Origin of the sequence: Exiguobacterium sp. U13-1 (assembly GCF_001750115.1) — a bacterium.
Lineage (GTDB): Bacteria > Bacillota > Bacilli > Exiguobacteriales > Exiguobacteriaceae > Exiguobacterium_A > Exiguobacterium_A acetylicum.
Genome location: NZ_CP015731.1, coordinates 1,685,574 through 1,701,119, shown reverse-complemented (window position 1 = coordinate 1,701,119; position 15,546 = coordinate 1,685,574). Strand labels below are relative to the sequence as shown.

Sequence of the window (15,546 nt, the reverse complement as noted above, 5' to 3'; positions counted from 1 at the left end):
CCGAAGGAAAACCATTCACGTCACATTCCGGTGAATGGTCTCAAGTGTTTCCTTTAATTGCTCGATTTGCTCCCGCGAGAGTCCTCGGAACGCTTCGAATTGTAGCTGATCGAGCTCTGGTCCGAGACGATCGACGATGTCACGTCCTTCTCGTGTCATCAAGAGCAGAACCGCTCGTCGGTCCCGAGGATCCGGTGTCCGAACAATCAATTCTTTTTTACCGAGTTTATCGAGAATCTTACCGATCGTTGTTTGATCACGTTCCGTCACGAGTGCCAGCTGCTTTTGCGAAACACCATCTTGTTTAGCAAGTTCACTCAGGACAGAAAACTGTTCCGGCGTTAAACCGAACGTCTCCATCCGTTTAGCGGCAGCACGTTTGAACGCATAATAACTACGAGATAATTGCATGCCAAGCGACCATTCCGATTCTTTCATCCCATCATCTCCATATAGTTGCACTACTTATTATTTATCCACTATACCTGAAGGAGAGCCAGTCCGTCAACGCTGTCATTTGGCCTGGCGCTGACGAATCCCATCGATATGCGCCTGTTGGGTGGCACGATCGACTTGTGAATGAACCCCGAGTTTTCCCGCGATCGTATCGACTTGACTTGGTGTCAACGCCTTTTCTGTCGCGAGTTGCTCAATCGTCTTACGTAAGACGTTTCGTTTCAAGACACGGACATGCGCTGAAACGACGGTGATCTTTTTGAGTTCACAGCGTTCGCTGAAGACGATCAAGGAGTGAAAGAGCGTAGGATCCGTTCCTTCTAAGAAACGTTGCATACTTTTAAGGTGCCCTTCATTTTGTTTAATCGGATTATAGAACCGTTGCTTGAAGCGATTCTGGAACTGTTGTGTCCACTGACGGTCCTGCTCGCGTCCGAAAATCCACCCGCTGTAGTTTTTCGATTCGAGCACATAGATGCCACTTTCATGAATAAACGTCACATCGATCTCCGTCGTACCTTCTCCCCGCGCACGAGGTAAATATGTATTAAACACATACGTGCCGTATCCTGACACTTGATCGAGTTGACGTGTCGTCAAGTACTCGCCCCATTTCCCCTTATCACGGACAATCCGTAAAAACGGTTCACGTGTCAGTCGATAATAACGACTGTTGTGATACGAGCTGCGTTTTACGAAGAAAAACAGACCAAACGTTCCGAAGAAGAACAGCACCATGATTAGTCCGATTTGAATCAAGAATGGCAAAAATGTCACTAATACATTATCCACTAGATTTATCTCCTTTCCATATTAACCCTTTATTTTCCACTATATCAGCATAATCAATTTCCACCTCGTTTTCCACTATTTGTTATGAATCATTTCCTATGGTACGGTGGACGAAAGGAAGGTGTTCACTATGGATTCTGTCGTCACGTTCGCTCCACTGATTGTCTTATTCTTCATTTGGATGTCCTTATCGCAAAAAGCGGACGAAGCAAAACGCCGCCAACAAACGATTCTAAAAAAATTGCAACGAATCGAAGAACACCTCGGTCTGAACGAAGTGTCTTTAGAAGAAGCAGCGTTACAAGTCGAACTGGTTCAGTTGCTCAAAGAAGGCAAAATGGTCGAAGCCGTTAAACGTGTTCGCGAATCACTCGGTTTATCCTTACTCGAAGCTAAACAATATGTTGATCAATTAAAAAGCGAGCACGGATTTTGAACAAAAAGACCATCTGACACGCATGCGTCAGATGGTCTTTCAATTACTTATTTTTCACGCAATCTTGTTCAAGCATTTGAATCCTTAGTCAATCAATACAATAAGTGAGACATATCAAAACATCTTAAAAAGATTCTTAGAAAATACACATTCAAGATGTTGAAATGATTTCTTTTACTTTCACACTAATCTTCGTGATGAACTCCTCTTCTTCAAGCGATGCAATGGAATGAAGTAGATACTCCTCATACACATCTCCGTCCATTTCAAAGTTTTGCTTCGCTAATGAATCCATAAGCTGTGTATAAGCAGTATCGATATTGTCAAAAGACCCTTTAAAATAGAGAACAGCGTATAATCCGGCCGGTTTTTTCTTCGAATGACTTGTTTCTACGTGACAAAACAAATGATGTAGGTTACCTTCCTCCAGCAAGAATTTTTCTTTTTCATACACGATTCCATGTGCAGCTGTACTTTTCACACCAAGTTTTTTTAAAAATACACTAGAGTGCTGATACAACTCTTCAATAGACAATGACCAATCTAGTTTTTCCTCACTCAGTACAATCGATTCTTCAGCTAACTTTTTAAAATGCACTTCTCCGAACGAAATCGCTTGCATTTCATCTGTCAGTTCTACGACACGATGTAAAAAAAGCTGAATATCCTGCAATTTTTTTAATTCAAGCGCGACTTGTTCACTTTGTTTTAATGCCAGTTGTTGCAACGATGGTATCGTCGGTGTTTCAAAATATGTTTTTAATTCTTTAATCGGGACTTCTACTTGTCGTAATGAATGGATTGCCATAAATTGATCAAATTGCTCAAACGTATAGTAGCGATATCCGTTCGTATAAGTACCAGCCGGTTTAAACAAATTAATTTTATCGTAATACAAAAGTGTGTCTTTGTTGATATCAAGAAGTTTTGCAAATTCACCGGTTGTAAATTTCTTTTGCAAATAAGTTTTCATCTTTTCTTTTTTTTACCCCCTTTACCCTGGAGTGACTCCATAGTTTATGCTCTTTTTGTGAGAGTAACATATACCTGCAAAAACGACCATCGTGTACTCTGACTAAAAATTATTTTGAATGAGTCGCTTAGGGATTCAAATCCGCTCATTCATGTCAGGAAAGGAAGACTTCATATTATGCCGAAACTGCTATACCCGCAACCTTAAAGATTAGTAACTTCGTCTGTGGAATGTTGTCTATCTTTGCCGTACTCGAGGAGAACTTTAGTGCAGCAATTGGATTTATTTTATTAGGGTTATTGTTTGATCTATTTGACGAGAGGATCGCTAGAAAACTAGGAACTGTATCCGAATTTGGAAAAGAACTCGATTCTTTTTCAGATTTAGTAACGTTCGGTATTGCCCCAGTACTTTTTGCTTATCATGTTTTATTAAGTGATTTTGGACAAATCGGTCTTTTCGTCGCTGTGTCATACAATGTCTGTGCATTACTTCGCTTAGCACGATTTAATACGACGCAAAGTGAGTTACCGACTTTTATCGGGTTACCCGTACCCGCGGCTGCTGTCATTCTACTGTTAACTACGATCTTCTTATCACCTATGTTCGTCGCCGGAATCATGTGCCTGCTTTCTTATTTAATGATCAGTCATGTGAAGATTCCACATGCTAAAAAAATCAGCACAGAAAATGAACAAACAATATGATGGCATTATTTGAATCGATGATTACAGACTATGGCTATCTCGCCATTTTTCTCGTACTTGCCTTCGGCATATTCAGCCGTCCGATTCCAGATGAATTGATGATTTTACTCGTTGGCTATTTTACAAAAATCGGTCTTCTACATTATGGTATAACATTTGTCGTCGTATGTATTGGGTCGTTCATCGGAATGCTATTCAGTTATTTCATTGGACAACGAGCAGGCCGTCCTTTACTTGATTGGCTAGGACGTTGGATGAGCGCTCCCCGAAAATGGAGTAGCAAAGCTGAAACGTGGATTGGGAAGTATGGTGCAGTAGCGCTTGTCGTGAGTTATTTCGTACCGGGAATGCGTCATTTCGCTGGTTACTTCTGCGGGATGTCGCATATGTCGATAAAAACGTATGCGTTCTATACCAGTATTAGTATTGGCATATGGAGTTTAATATTTTTAACCATTGGACGCTTTTTTTAATTTTTTAGGATGAGGTGAAAACAACATGGATTCAAAAATCGAGCTATTACCCGTAACAACAGAAGACTTACCAAAATTTAAAAAGGCATTACAAGATGACTTTATGAAAGGTTGGCAAGATAGCTGTCAACATGAAGACTTAACAGAAATGGGACCTATTCCTTCAGAGGAAGATATACAGCGTTCATTGTGTGCGAAGGGCGCTACTATTCTTCATATCGTCCTAGATGGTGAAAAAGTCGGAGGTGTGGTGCTACGGATTGATGAAAAAACACAGCATAATGAAGTCGATTTTATATATATAAGTGCAGATGGAAAAGGGATTGGTACGAAAGCCTGGGAAGCAATTGAAGTCGCCTTTCCACAAACAAACGTATGGGAGCTGCATACCCCGTACTTTGAAAAACGTAATATTCATTTCTATGTGAATAAGTGCGGTTTCCACATCGTCGAATTTAATCATAAAGGGAACCCTGGTCCGAATGTAGAGGGCGAAGCGCCCTCGTCCGATGAAGAATACGAATTCTTTCGTTTTGAAAAAGTAATGTCACCCTTAAAGACAAATTGACGATAAAAAAACAGACGACGGAGAACCCGTCGTCTGTTGCTATTAATCCCGTGCCGCAAGGCGATACAGGAGATCGAGTAATTCGATATAGAGCCAGATGATCGTCACGATCAATCCGAATGCTGCAACCCACTCCATCGATTTCGGAGCACCCGCACGAACTTGTTGCGAGATAAAATCGAAGTCCATCACGAGTGACAAGGAAGCGACGATGACGATGACGAACTGAATACCGATCGCAAGCGGTGAGCTACCTGTCATGAATGGGAGGTCGACACCGAATAACGAGAGAATCAAGTTGACTGCGTACAAGACGAAGATCGAAAGAATCGCCGCTGTGACTGCAGAACGGAAACGTTGCGTTACTTTAATCATACCCGTCGAGTAGACGAACCACATCGCGAATGCAACGACGAATGTTGCGAGGACTGCCTTTCCGACGATTCCTGGGTACATGCTTTCAAAGACGAGTGACAATGCTCCGACAGCGACACCTTCTGCCAGTGCATAGACTGGTGAAAGAACCGGTGCTGTTGCCGGTTTGAATGTGATGATCAAGGCAAGGATCAGACCGATGACGAATCCACCGATTAATGCTGGGAATAGGAACACTTGATTTTCTGCGAGGAAGAACCAACTGCCCCCTGCTGCTGCCGTGACGAGAGCGAGCATCAAGAAAATCTTGCTCATCGTCCCGCTTTTTGTCATTGGTCGTTCTCCGACACGTGCCGTATCGAATCCGCGACGCAATGCCGGGTTAACTTTAAAACGTGAAGCCATTGCTTTCACTCCTTTTTATGATTCTGTTTTCTACTACGATGGTTTCCCGAAAAAGTTTCAAAATAACCATTGATCAAGCGCTTTTAATTGTAACATGACGACTGGGATCGACGCTTTAGCATCAATTCGGTACGATTTTGCCTGTCCAATCAAACCGGACGTGAAGAAATCGGCGTCTTCTAATGCTTCCCCGATCGGACCAAACGCATCACTATCGATTTGACGGTGTCGGTAATGGATGAATCGTTCCGTCGTTCCCTCTTTGATTTTACAGCCATCCTCGACGTCCGGACGATTCAATCCGTATTCCGCGTAATGCCAGACGGTTGTCGTATTCCAAGGGGAACCGATATGCAGAATTTGACCGTCCGCCTCGATGAAGCGTTCGATCGGAGAACCGGGTCCGAAGCCATTTTCTAATGTATGATCAGCAACGAATGTCACCGCATCTTTCCCCCAAGCGGTGACGGACCACATCGGGTGGTCGCTTCGAACGACGCCGGGATAGGTTCGGAAGACTTCCGGTACACGACCGATGCCGCGTGTGACCGTTTTTGTTGGATCGTAAGCCGGCATTTCACGGCGGATCGTTTCCCACCATTCTTCAGGCACAGCCGGTTGGCTCCAGTTTTTCGGATCTGAATTATCGGTGCTTTGCGCCGGCATCATGATTAACCCATCGGTCGTGACGACTTCCTGTAAGGCCTCGATCAGCGCTTGCACGCCACCAGGAATCCAGCCGATCTGTTTGAGTGACGTATGGACGAACAGCTTCATCCCAGGTGTCACACCTAATTCGCGTAACGCTTCTTTGATTTGTGATTTCGTGACCATGTTTCGTGTTTCCATCAATCTTAGCTCCTTACTCGACGACTAGTGTAATCGTCGACCCCGTTTTTCCTTGTTTGACCTCAATTTTGGCGTCAGCGCGTGACTTCAGTTCCTGGACATGACTGATGATCCCGACCATCCGACCGCTCGCTTGAATCGAAAGCAACGTCTCGATTGCTTGTTCAAGTGATTCTGGATCAAGTGTTCCGAATCCTTCATCAATGAACATCGTCTCAAGCGACACACCACCGCTTGCTTCTTGAACGACTTCCGACAATCCGAGCGCAAGCGCAAGGGATGCTTTGAAGCTTTCGCCACCGGATAACGTCTTGACGTGACGTGTTTGTGACGTGTACGCGTCAAAGACGTTTAAATCAAGCCCGTATTTCTTGAGTCCTTTTCCCGCCTCCGTTTTCCGTTCCAGCTGGAAACGACCAGAGGTCATCTCGTGCAAATGTCGGTTTGCGGCGAACAAAATCTCATCGAAGTAAGCCGTCTGAACATACGTCTCGAATGTCATTCGTTGTGCGTTTTCGCCAACACCGACGCGGGCGAGTTCGCCAATGATGCCGTATCTCGCATCCTCATCCTCGATTTGTCGTTGTAAGCTTTCCCAAGCTGCCATCAACTGATCGATATGTGCGCGTTCCTTCTCAAGCCCGACACGTCGGTCAGTGCGCTCCGTCAGTTCGAGCAACACCGTCTTCACATCCATCCGCAACTGTTCAAGATCCGGACGAACCTGCCCGTCCGTCTTCAAGCGAGCCTGTTCCTGTTTCAGTTTCAGTTCCTGCCGCTCGAGGCGATCTTGTTCCAAACGGTTTTGGAGGTGACGGAGTTCGTCACGAGACCGTCTTGCATCACGGAAGGCTTCGATCGTCGGAAACGCTTCTTCTGCCAAGACTGCGTGTAATTCGTTTTCGCGTTTCGTTAATCGGCCGCTTTGTTCAGCAGATGCCTCAGTCAATTGGCGGAAACGTCCTTGTTGTTCTGAGACATCACGATCGAGCTGTTCCTTCTCGCGTAGCTGGCGTTGTTTGTCTTGTTTGAACTGCTCAATACGTGTTTCTGCCTGTTGTTGTTCCTCACGGAGTGCTAGTAGCGACTTCGTGGACTCTCCTGATTGACTTAGGCGACCAGACAAGTGTGCCAATTCCGATTCGATAACGGTCCGGTCTTTGATCATTGCATCGATATTCAGTTGTAGCTGGTCCATGGATTGCTCGAGTTGTTGCAGGCGAGTCTCAAGACGCGCTTTTTCCGTCTGTGCTGCCGTTAATCGGGCTTCCGTCTGTTCGACTTCCCGAAGCTGTGCTGAAACATCCGCATGAGATGACTTGTTTTCACTCGTCTTTTGCATCTCGGTCGTCAGTTGCTGCAGACGCTCCGCAACTATCCGGTACGAGGATTGTAACTCTTGATGTGCTTGTTGCGCTTCTAGGAACCGCTGTTGTGCTACATCGACGGATCGTTCCTTTGCGACGGCGACAGCATGCTGCGGATGCGATGTACTCCCGCAAACCGGGCAAGCCGTCCCGTCCGTCAATCCTTTGGCAAGTTCAGCAGCCCGTTGTTCCCGTTCGTGTTTGCGGGCTTCTTCATACTGGCGCGCTGCAGCCTCTTTTTGATCCCGAACGCTCGTACCGCGGACGATCAGCTGTTGTCGTTCTGCTTCCAATTTGTCGTGTTCCGCTATCTTCGTTGCCAGTTGTTGCAGGATGAAGCGCCGTTCTTGCACCTGTAAGCGCTCTGCTCCGACGTTTTGCAATGGATGCAGTTGTTCTTGAACGTTCTTTCGATCCGTCCGTGCTTGTTCGAGTTGCTTCCGTAATGACTCTGGGTCAAGAAGCTTCAAACGTTCTACTAGTTGTTGCTGTTGTTGTCGTAAAGCCGTTTCTGCTTCCAAGCGTTCGCGCTCTTCTTGAATCTTTTCGAGACGACGACTGAGTTGCTCAATCTGTGGTTCCTCCGCTAGCAATCGATCCACTTTTGCTTGCACGACCTCTTGTTGCTCTTTCAAGCGAGCGATGTGCTGTTCAGTTTCCTGTTTTCGATGCGTCAGTTGCGTCAATTGTTCTTGATCCTGTTGCCACTGGTCATAGATCGGTCCGACGATTTGAGCGCGTTCAGCCGCCATCGCTTCTTCTTGCATCTGCTTGATTTCCGGTAAGCGGTCAATTAGCAACTGTTCCGTCTGTTGAAGTCGCTCCTGCTCTTGGAAAACCGCTTCAAGTTGCTCGCCTTGTCGCAATTGCGTCGTTTTCTTCTCAACGATTGCACGAGTCTCTATTTCAGCTTGACGTGCAGCCGTTAACCATTCGTCCCGTTCTGTCGTCAATGCCTCCATCCGTAACCGGATGTCGCCTTCCGTCAGTTCACTCCAGTTCGCTTGCAATGGTAATTCCTCAAGCTTTGCCCATTGTTTCGTCTTTGTTTCCTTGATGCGTGCCGCAAGATCGAGCGCTTGTCGATGCAATCGTTGCTGGAACTCACCATAATGTTCCGTCTTAAACAGCTGCTTCAGAATCTGCAGTTTGTCTTTTGACTCTGCCATCAACAGTTCGCGGAACTTATTTTGCGGCAACAGGAGAATTTGCGAAAACTGTTTATGGTCGAGCTGAATCAGCTCTTGAACCCGTTGCTTGATTTCTGGAATTTTGACCGCGAGCGGTTTCCATGTCGTTCCGTCCAACCGAGCGAGCTCGGCTTCATGCGAGTAGCCAGTTTTATTGACCGGATGTGGTTGACTTGGTTGGCGGATGATCCGGTACCGTTCCCCTTTAAGGGTAAACTCCAGTTCAACTTCCGTCTTTTGCTCAGGCACGGCAAAATGACTTCGCAGTTCGCTCATTTCCCGTTCGCCACCTGACGTTTCTCCATACAGGGCGAACGTCAATGCGTCAAAGATTGTCGTTTTTCCTGCTCCGGTATTCCCGGAGATGACGAACATCGTCCGTCCGGCAAGTGCCGTGAAATCAATCGTCTCTTCACCAGCAAATGGTCCAAAGGCGCGTAATGTCAGTCGTTCTGGGCGCATGTCGCTTCCTCCTTCAGGACGGCTTGCATCGCTTCCGTCGGTTTCTTCTCACGGACTGCTTCATAGAACTCACTGAACAGATCCGCAACGGATGCATCCTTGACTTGCTCACGCGACGCCTTGACCGCCCGCGTACTCTCGCGGACGAATCCAATTCGCTCGAGGTGCAGGATATTCGGATAGATTTTTTTCAGCTTTCCCATCGGATCCATCAAGGCTTCGCCGTCCGTTAGATTGATCTTTAGATAATCGTCCGTGTCTTGTGTCGCGACGAACGCCGGATCTGTCAGTTCAGCAAGACTTCCAGTCAGTTCCCGCAAGTCACGTTTCGGTGCAAGTGGTTCGAACCGGCGATCGAACGTACCTGTATCGTTCAACGTCAACACATCGACCCCTTTGACATGATTTGCTTCCGAAAACGAATATTTTAAAAGCGATCCGCTGTAACGAACCGTCTCGGATTGAATCGCAAGCGGATTGTGCAAATGACCAAGTGCCGTATAGGTGAACGGTGCAAACTGGCTCGCACTGACCTGCCCTGCCGTTCCGACGGACAATTGTCGCTCCGAATCCGTCTCGAGTCCACCGATCACAAAGGCATGACCGACGAGGACACTCGGTCCGTCCGGAATACATCCGGCAAGGATCGTCCGCATCGCATCATCATGTGTCTTGATCGTTTCGTCTTGATGCACGTACCGAACGGTCGCTGGATCCGCAAATGGCACCGGGTAAAACGACACTCCTTTGATCGTGACCGGAGTAATGACCGGCGTTAGTTTTCCGACGAGATGCAGACCTGCTCGTTGGAGTAACGTCGTTCCGAAACTCAAGCGTTCGGCCGAGTCATGGTTCCCGCTAATCGCAACGACCGGGATATCCCGGTCAAGGATCAAGGCAGCCAGTGTCTCATCGAGTAGTTCGACGGCTTCCGTCGGTGGCACGGCACGGTCGTATAAGTCACCTGCAATGACGATCGCATCCGGCTGTTCGCGGTCGACGAGTGCCAAAAAATCCGCTAAGACCGCCCGCTGGTTCTCGAGCATCGACTCGCCATGAACGATTTTGCCGAGATGCCAATCGGCAGTATGTATCCATTTCATCTTCATCACACTCACTTTTTGAATATAGTAGCTTAAGTGTAGCATGCAAGCGTTCGTTCTGCGACGAACATCTGTTTGGAACACAAAAAGCAGAAGTTTTCGTGTTGCACATCAATCCAATGATACGTAATGACGAAAAAAGTGTAATTCTTCTCGACTAAGAGAAAAACTACACATTAGTTTCAATAGAAAATAGATAGAACGTTTACTTTTTATCTACAGTCTGTTTTAGTTTTCTTTTCCCATCTGTAACAATCAAAGTAATACCTATGATACATTCCAAAAGAATGATCCACCAAGTAAGGCTCGGAATCATGTCAATCGCATCACCTCCGACACTTTTGTACACCTCTAGCTCTCTAAGAAATAAAAACTCAGCTAAGTAAATAGATAGCCATAGTTTAGTCAAAGCTACTAATACAAAACAAAATCCCATCTTACGCAATTAAAACCCTCCGATTACTATATAACTTAAAATTGTTTAAACTTGATATTACATCGCTATTTATAATTATAGAAATGAGTTAATCAATAGTATTTACTTTACCATTTTATTTTTTTGTGAATCAATAATATGGCTAATATAGAAAATTTTATTAGTTTTTGAGGTCTGCATACTTTAAAAAACTGTTAAAATACAATGTATACTTCTCATTTGAAAGCCAGGAGGGAACACATGAAAAGACTTATACTGTTAGCTCTGTTATGTACTTTGTTATCAGCCTGTAGCATCAACGAGTCTAAGCTCAGTTTTAGTGAGTTAAAGATTGTACCAAACGAAATACAAACGAAGATCAATCCCGACAATACCTTGCAATTGATCAATACGAAAGACAAAGTCGCTTATGTTGTTTATCAGTCAAAGAAAACAGTTGCTACTGATCTTGAGGAACAAGGAGATACGCTAAAGATTAAATTGAATGAATCTAAAACTCATAAGAAAACGAAGCAGCATGTCTACAAGTTAACATTAGATCCTGAACATAAAATTATCGATGTTTACGTGAACGGTAAATCTACCGCATTTGATAACGTAACTAACTGATAAATCTAGATATAACAAGTAGAAACAACATACATACTAAAACCTCTTCATTTCTTTTGTGAAACGAAAGGGTAACACAAAAAGCAGAAGGCGATTGCCTCCTGCTTTTTGTGTTCGAACAACGAACGTTTTATTTCGTCCGTTGTTTTCTAAATCGTTGAACGGAACGAATCACAGAAACCGATCCGCCGATAATCGCACCGACACCGACGACGATGCCTGTCTTGAATTTTTTGCCCGATTGTTCTGATTTATGCGTTGCTTGATTGTGTTCAAAAAGTTGTTGGAGGGGCGACGACGTCTCGACTTCGAGAATTTTCGATGCATCCTGATGCACGTCTTCTCTACGTTCGACACTACAAGGTGACAGATAGAATGGGTTCAAGTTCGTCCGGTACCGATCCGGATTCCAGTTGGCTTGCTGAACAACTGCTTGGGCGTCTTCCGTCTGTGCTTGATCCTTGATTGGATCGAATTCTTGTTTCATCTGAATCACTCCTCTTCACGTTCAAAACTTGTAGACCGATTTATGTCTGAAGTCTTATTTACCTGTTTTTCAAACATTTAAAACATATATATTTAAAATTAGTTTTTAATGTTTTGTGAACGTTAGCCGAAATAGGCATGATAGAGCCGCTTCGCTTTGACGAGATCCGCCTCGCCATGAATCAGAACGCGTCCATCTCGGAAAGCAACCATCCGATGTTCGTCCGTCGTAAACGCCAGCAAATATGGATTATGAGCGGAAATCGCAGCGACCGGCTGGAGACGTTGTTTCAACTGTTCCAGATCCCGCTGTCCGTCTCCCCGGATTTGAATGGCATCCCGACCGCAGAGTGCCGTGAAACGAACCGTTTGATCCGATAAGTAAGGGTAGGACGGATCGATGCCGCACGACGGGCACTCCGTTTGCTTCAGTGACTGGACGTTAATTTGTTGAAACGTATTCGACCAGACATCAAACGCAAGCAAGCGCGTCCGCATGGCGTCCGTCTTTCTGCTCAACCACTTCAACGCTTCCGTCACCTGTAAGGAAGCGACCATCTGTACAGCTGGTCCGATGATTCCCGCTGTATCACACGTCTCCTGATCCCGCGGTAATTGATCGAGCAGACAATGCAGACACGGCGTCTCCCCGGGACGGACGGTAAACGTGATCCCATAACTGCCGACGCATCCACCGTAAATCCACGGAATCGAACGCATCAACGCCATGTCGTTCATCAGCAAACGAATATCGAAATTGTCCGTCGCGTCGATGATCAGATCGATATCATCGAGAAGCCACGTCAGCGCTGCCCGGTCGACGTCTAATACATACGCTTCGATCGTCACCGTCGAATTGATCGCTTCAAGCCGTGCTTTTGCGGCAATCGCTTTTGGCACGATGTGACGCGCATCTTCCTCGGTATAAAGCTGTTGTCGTTGTAGATTACTCCACTCGACATAGTCGCGGTCGACGATTCGGACGACACCGACACCGGCGCGGACGAGTTGCTCTGCCGACGCCGTTCCGAGCGCTCCCATGCCGATGATCAGTATCTTCGCTGATGCCAAGCGTGCTTGTCCCGCTTCCCCGATCGGTTGAAATCGAGTTTGCCGTGAGTAACGGTTCATCGAATCAATCCACTCGTTGGACTACTCGCGATCGCATACTGTTTCTTCTCGATACGTCCCGCTTCGTATCCGAAGCGCCCTGCTTCGACAGCTAGTCGCATGGCGTGCGCCATCTTGACCGGATCTTGAGCATGGGCGACAGCGGAGTTCAATAAGACACCATCCGCTCCTAGTTCCATCGCATAGGCGACGTCGGTCGGTGAGCCGATCCCGGCGTCGACGATGACCGGGACCGTCGTTTGTTCGATGATGAATCGTAGATGAAGTGGGTTGAGAATGCCTTGCCCGGAACCGATCGGTGACGCTGCCGGCATGATGGCGTGACAACCGAGTTCTTCGAGTCGCCGTGCAAGGACGACATCGTCCGACGTATACGGTAAGACGATGAAACCTTCTTTGAGTAATTCTTCAGAAGCCCGTAACGTCTCGATCGGATCAGGTAGTAACGTCTTGTCGCAACCGATCACTTCAACCTTGACCATGTCACACATACCGGATGCCCGCGCAAGCTTCGCAAGCCGAACAGCTTCTTCCGCCGTCTTCGCACCTGCCGTGTTCGGCAGTAAATCGTACTTCGCTAAATCAAGCGACTCCAAGAAATTCGCTTGTTGTTTGTCGAAGATATCGAGCCGACGGACGGCGAATGTCAAGATTTGTGAAGCAGACGCATCGATTGCTTCTTGCTGTACGGTAGCATCCGTATATTTCCCTGTTCCGAGTAACAAGCGTGATTCAAATGTCTTTTCTCCAATTTTCAGCATATTTATCCTCCTCCTACGAAATGAACGATTTCAAATGTGTCATTGTCCCGAACGACCGTCTGACCATACGCCACGCGATCGATGATTTGTCGATTCTGTTCGACGATGACGAACTTTTCCCCTAAGCCAAGTTGCGTGAGCATGTCCTCGATCGTTTCAATCTGATCGATCGTGTGGTCATTGCCGTTAATCGTAATGTTCATCGGACTTCCTCCTTCTGAATCAACCGTAATGTATTTACCAAGACTTCCGCTGTCGCCGGTGCGAGTAATATGCCATGCCGATGATGCCCCGTCGCTAGGAAGATCCGACGGGATGAATCGGCGACTCCGATATATGGCAAGCCGGACGCCGTTTGTGGTCGTACACCGGACCAGACTTCTTCGATGACCGCGTCACGAATCGGTGGATACAGTCGTTCTGCTGCTTGAAGCAATGACGTGACCCCTGCGACACTGACACCGACCGTCTCGTCGTGCGGCAGTTCGGTCGCACCGATCAAAATCCGACCGTCTGCTTTCGGAACGAGGTAGACGGCGTCGTCAAACAGGATCGAGCGTAACGGCTGACCCGCGAGACGAACTGCGAGACATTCCCCTTTGACCCCATATGTCGCAATCGAAATGCCGGCTGTATCGAGCAAGGCTTGCGAACCCCGTCCGGCAGCAACCGTCACCGTTCGTCCGGTCCACGTTCCCGCGTTCGACTCGATCCTGACGAAGTCATCGCTCTCTTCGATGCGTGTGACTTCCACCTGTTCTTCAATCGATATGCCACGTGCGTGTAAGGCATACATCAATGCAGTCGTCAGTCGTCGTGGATCGATTTGACCGACAGCTGGAAACAGATGCTCGCGTCCTTTACGCTTTAACAAAAATGGTTGTTCCCGGTATCCACAGTCGATGCCTGTCTCTCGCTCGAGACGACGTGCAAGCAACGGATACAGACGTCGACTTCGCGCGGCAAGTGCATGCAATTCCTCTCTCAGCTCGATGTCCGTCGCAAGCATTCCGGCAGCCGCGCGACTCGTTCCTTGTCCACCTGCTCCGCGTTCTAAGACGACGACGGATTCATTCTGACAGGCGAGACCGTAAGCAAGCGTCAAACCGATGACTCCACCGCCGATGATGATGTGATTCGTCATACCCGTACCCCCTGATAATGCTTGACGGCGGCGAGTGGATCCGATTGACCGAGAATACCCGATAAGACGGCGATTCCGGTTACACCGGTCGCTGCGATTTCAGGCATGCGTTCTGGTGTAATCCCACCGATCGCAATGACTGGTTTCGTCGTGAAGGTGACGACTTGCTTCAAGGCGTCAATACCTCGTGGTGGCACGTCCGGCTTCGACGCTGTCGGATAAATATGACCGTACAGCAGTCGGTCGGCTCCTTCCGCTTCAGCTGCCAGTGCCTCTGCTAATGAATGGACCGATTTCCCGATAACGAGATTCGGAAAATGACGTCGGACATCACGGACACGCAAGGACCGTCGCGTCAATTGCACACCGATGCCAGTGACATGGGCGACATCGACCCGATCATGAACGGTTAACTGATCCGGCGAATAACCGTGCGCAAGGAGCGCTTCAATCAGATCCAGTAATTCTGCCGCTGATAAGTTCGGTTCTCGTAGATGCAGCTGATCCGTATAAGGTTGAAGGGATTGAAAGGTCTTTAGTTCGTCAATCGGATGGATGGAGCCCGTCGAAATGAGATGTAAACGCATCATGTCCTTCCTTTCCATACGAAAAAGGACCACTCCCGATGTTGAAGGGAGTGGTCCGAAAATACGCTGAAGCGCTAAGGATATCTAAGGTTTCGAGCCACTTCCCTCCGCTAGTACGAACTAGATCAGGTTCAAAGGGTCCGGATACTTCCGTCTCAGTCTGCTGGGAGACTCCCCTAGTGTCTTTTCGTGTTTAATTGGCTTGCCCCATTAGTCTAGCATGAGTCGCTTTGCTT

At 47.2% G+C, this 15,546-nt stretch carries 19 protein-coding genes and 1 riboswitch; of the genes, 5 read left to right on the top strand and 14 right to left on the bottom strand.

Annotated features, from left to right (window positions below):
• Positions 1–15: 15 nt before the first annotated feature.
• Positions 16–438 carry a MarR family winged helix-turn-helix transcriptional regulator gene (locus ESP131_RS08645; protein WP_029341345.1) on the bottom strand — a complete coding sequence of 141 codons (423 nt, stop codon included), beginning with the start codon at positions 436–438 and terminating at the stop codon, positions 16–18.
• Positions 439–513: 75 nt separating this feature from the next.
• Positions 514–1,248, bottom strand: coding sequence for a nuclease-related domain-containing protein (locus ESP131_RS08640; RefSeq protein WP_029341344.1), 735 nt, complete (start codon positions 1,246–1,248; stop codon positions 514–516).
• Between the two features lie 130 nt (positions 1,249–1,378).
• On the opposite strand from ESP131_RS08640, the gene ESP131_RS08635 reads away from it, so the two are divergent.
• Positions 1,379–1,684 (top strand): hypothetical protein, encoded by a 306-nt coding sequence (locus tag ESP131_RS08635; RefSeq protein ID WP_047396048.1) that lies wholly within the window; start codon positions 1,379–1,381, stop codon positions 1,682–1,684.
• 151 nt (positions 1,685–1,835) lie between these two features.
• Here the strand turns inward: ESP131_RS08635 and ESP131_RS08630 are convergent, their stop codons facing one another.
• The gene (locus ESP131_RS08630; RefSeq protein WP_069940416.1) at positions 1,836–2,657 is read right to left on the bottom strand and encodes a MerR family transcriptional regulator; all 822 of its coding nucleotides are present in this window, start codon (positions 2,655–2,657) and stop codon (positions 1,836–1,838) included.
• Positions 2,658–2,848: 191 nt separating this feature from the next.
• Between ESP131_RS08630 and pssA the strand changes: the two genes are divergently transcribed.
• From pssA to ESP131_RS08615, 3 genes are read left to right on the top strand one after another with little or no spacing between them, the layout of a single operon-like run.
• Positions 2,849–3,364 (top strand): CDP-diacylglycerol--serine O-phosphatidyltransferase, encoded by a 516-nt coding sequence (gene pssA, locus ESP131_RS08625; protein ID WP_047396051.1) that lies wholly within the window; start codon positions 2,849–2,851, stop codon positions 3,362–3,364.
• Positions 3,361–3,837 (top strand): DedA family protein, encoded by a 477-nt coding sequence (locus tag ESP131_RS08620; protein ID WP_231925603.1) that lies wholly within the window; start codon positions 3,361–3,363, stop codon positions 3,835–3,837. The genes pssA and ESP131_RS08620 overlap by 4 nt, the downstream gene beginning before the upstream one ends.
• A gap of 25 nt (positions 3,838–3,862) precedes the next feature.
• Positions 3,863–4,405 carry a GNAT family N-acetyltransferase gene (locus tag ESP131_RS08615; protein ID WP_047396054.1) on the top strand — a complete coding sequence of 181 codons (543 nt, stop codon included), beginning with the start codon at positions 3,863–3,865 and terminating at the stop codon, positions 4,403–4,405.
• Between the two features lie 42 nt (positions 4,406–4,447).
• On the opposite strand, the gene ESP131_RS08610 is transcribed toward ESP131_RS08615, so the two are convergent.
• The 5 genes from ESP131_RS08610 to ESP131_RS08590 form a co-directional block, all read right to left on the bottom strand.
• A complete protein-coding gene (locus ESP131_RS08610) occupies positions 4,448–5,185 on the bottom strand; it encodes a Bax inhibitor-1/YccA family protein (RefSeq protein ID WP_047396056.1) in 738 nt (245 codons plus the stop codon).
• Positions 5,186–5,242: 57 nt separating this feature from the next.
• Entirely contained in the window at positions 5,243–6,034 is a 792-nt protein-coding gene (locus ESP131_RS08605) for an AAC(3) family N-acetyltransferase (RefSeq protein ID WP_069940415.1), read from the bottom strand.
• Between the two features lie 13 nt (positions 6,035–6,047).
• A complete protein-coding gene (locus tag ESP131_RS08600) occupies positions 6,048–9,053 on the bottom strand; it encodes an AAA family ATPase (protein WP_069940414.1) in 3,006 nt (1,001 codons plus the stop codon).
• Complete coding sequence (locus ESP131_RS08595) at positions 9,035–10,156, bottom strand: exonuclease SbcCD subunit D (RefSeq protein ID WP_047396187.1); 1,122 nt, start codon at positions 10,154–10,156, stop codon at positions 9,035–9,037. Before ESP131_RS08595 ends, ESP131_RS08600 begins: the two co-directional genes overlap by 19 nt.
• A gap of 205 nt (positions 10,157–10,361) precedes the next feature.
• Positions 10,362–10,601, bottom strand: a complete 240-nt coding sequence (locus ESP131_RS08590) for a hypothetical protein (RefSeq protein ID WP_047396064.1) — start codon at positions 10,599–10,601, stop codon at positions 10,362–10,364.
• Positions 10,602–10,832: 231 nt separating this feature from the next.
• Here ESP131_RS08590 and ESP131_RS08585 point away from each other — a divergent pair, with 231 nt between their 5' ends.
• On the top strand, positions 10,833–11,201 hold the full coding sequence (locus ESP131_RS08585; RefSeq protein WP_047396066.1) for a hypothetical protein: 369 nt from the start codon (positions 10,833–10,835) through the stop codon (positions 11,199–11,201).
• A 130-nt stretch (positions 11,202–11,331) separates the two neighbouring features.
• Here ESP131_RS08585 and ESP131_RS08580 read toward each other — a convergent pair whose 3' ends face one another.
• From ESP131_RS08580 to ESP131_RS08555, 6 genes are all read right to left on the bottom strand, one after another.
• Positions 11,332–11,688, bottom strand: a complete 357-nt coding sequence (locus tag ESP131_RS08580; RefSeq protein WP_023467859.1) for a hypothetical protein — start codon at positions 11,686–11,688, stop codon at positions 11,332–11,334.
• A gap of 122 nt (positions 11,689–11,810) precedes the next feature.
• Complete coding sequence (locus ESP131_RS08575; protein ID WP_069940412.1) at positions 11,811–12,818, bottom strand: ThiF family adenylyltransferase; 1,008 nt, start codon at positions 12,816–12,818, stop codon at positions 11,811–11,813.
• Positions 12,815–13,579, bottom strand: a complete 765-nt coding sequence (locus ESP131_RS08570) for a thiazole synthase (protein ID WP_047396072.1) — start codon at positions 13,577–13,579, stop codon at positions 12,815–12,817. The genes ESP131_RS08575 and ESP131_RS08570 overlap by 4 nt, the downstream gene beginning before the upstream one ends.
• A gap of 2 nt (positions 13,580–13,581) precedes the next feature.
• Positions 13,582–13,782: a sulfur carrier protein ThiS gene (gene thiS / locus ESP131_RS08565; protein WP_069940411.1), complete on the bottom strand. Its 201-nt coding sequence runs from the start codon at positions 13,780–13,782 to the stop codon at positions 13,582–13,584.
• Positions 13,779–14,723 carry an FAD-dependent oxidoreductase gene (locus ESP131_RS08560; protein WP_069940410.1) on the bottom strand — a complete coding sequence of 315 codons (945 nt, stop codon included), beginning with the start codon at positions 14,721–14,723 and terminating at the stop codon, positions 13,779–13,781. Before ESP131_RS08560 ends, thiS begins: the two co-directional genes overlap by 4 nt.
• The gene (locus ESP131_RS08555) at positions 14,720–15,313 is read right to left on the bottom strand and encodes a thiamine phosphate synthase (RefSeq protein ID WP_069940409.1); all 594 of its coding nucleotides are present in this window, start codon (positions 15,311–15,313) and stop codon (positions 14,720–14,722) included. The genes ESP131_RS08560 and ESP131_RS08555 overlap by 4 nt, the downstream gene beginning before the upstream one ends.
• A gap of 82 nt (positions 15,314–15,395) precedes the next feature.
• Positions 15,396–15,498, bottom strand: a riboswitch (TPP riboswitch).
• Positions 15,499–15,546 lie beyond the last annotated feature (48 nt).

Coding starts and splice junctions, on each gene's coding strand:
- ESP131_RS08645 (WP_029341345.1), bottom strand. CDS start 438: ATGAAAGAATCGGAATGGTCGCTTGGCATGCAATTATCTCGTAGTTAT.
- ESP131_RS08635 (WP_047396048.1), top strand. CDS start 1,379: ATGGATTCTGTCGTCACGTTCGCTCCACTGATTGTCTTATTCTTCATT.
- ESP131_RS08630 (WP_069940416.1), bottom strand. CDS start 2,657: ATGAAAACTTATTTGCAAAAGAAATTTACAACCGGTGAATTTGCAAAA.
- ESP131_RS08620 (WP_231925603.1), top strand. CDS start 3,361: ATGATGGCATTATTTGAATCGATGATTACAGACTATGGCTATCTCGCC.
- ESP131_RS08615 (WP_047396054.1), top strand. CDS start 3,863: ATGGATTCAAAAATCGAGCTATTACCCGTAACAACAGAAGACTTACCA.
- ESP131_RS08610 (WP_047396056.1), bottom strand. CDS start 5,185: ATGGCTTCACGTTTTAAAGTTAACCCGGCATTGCGTCGCGGATTCGAT.
- ESP131_RS08605 (WP_069940415.1), bottom strand. CDS start 6,034: ATGGAAACACGAAACATGGTCACGAAATCACAAATCAAAGAAGCGTTA.
- ESP131_RS08600 (WP_069940414.1), bottom strand. CDS start 9,053: ATGCGCCCAGAACGACTGACATTACGCGCCTTTGGACCATTTGCTGGT.
- ESP131_RS08595 (WP_047396187.1), bottom strand. CDS start 10,156: ATGAAATGGATACATACTGCCGATTGGCATCTCGGCAAAATCGTTCAT.
- ESP131_RS08585 (WP_047396066.1), top strand. CDS start 10,833: ATGAAAAGACTTATACTGTTAGCTCTGTTATGTACTTTGTTATCAGCC.
- ESP131_RS08580 (WP_023467859.1), bottom strand. CDS start 11,688: ATGAAACAAGAATTCGATCCAATCAAGGATCAAGCACAGACGGAAGAC.
- ESP131_RS08575 (WP_069940412.1), bottom strand. CDS start 12,818: ATGAACCGTTACTCACGGCAAACTCGATTTCAACCGATCGGGGAAGCG.
- ESP131_RS08570 (WP_047396072.1), bottom strand. CDS start 13,579: ATGCTGAAAATTGGAGAAAAGACATTTGAATCACGCTTGTTACTCGGA.
- thiS (WP_069940411.1), bottom strand. CDS start 13,782: ATGAACATTACGATTAACGGCAATGACCACACGATCGATCAGATTGAA.
- ESP131_RS08560 (WP_069940410.1), bottom strand. CDS start 14,723: ATGACGAATCACATCATCATCGGCGGTGGAGTCATCGGTTTGACGCTT.
- ESP131_RS08555 (WP_069940409.1), bottom strand. CDS start 15,313: ATGATGCGTTTACATCTCATTTCGACGGGCTCCATCCATCCGATTGAC.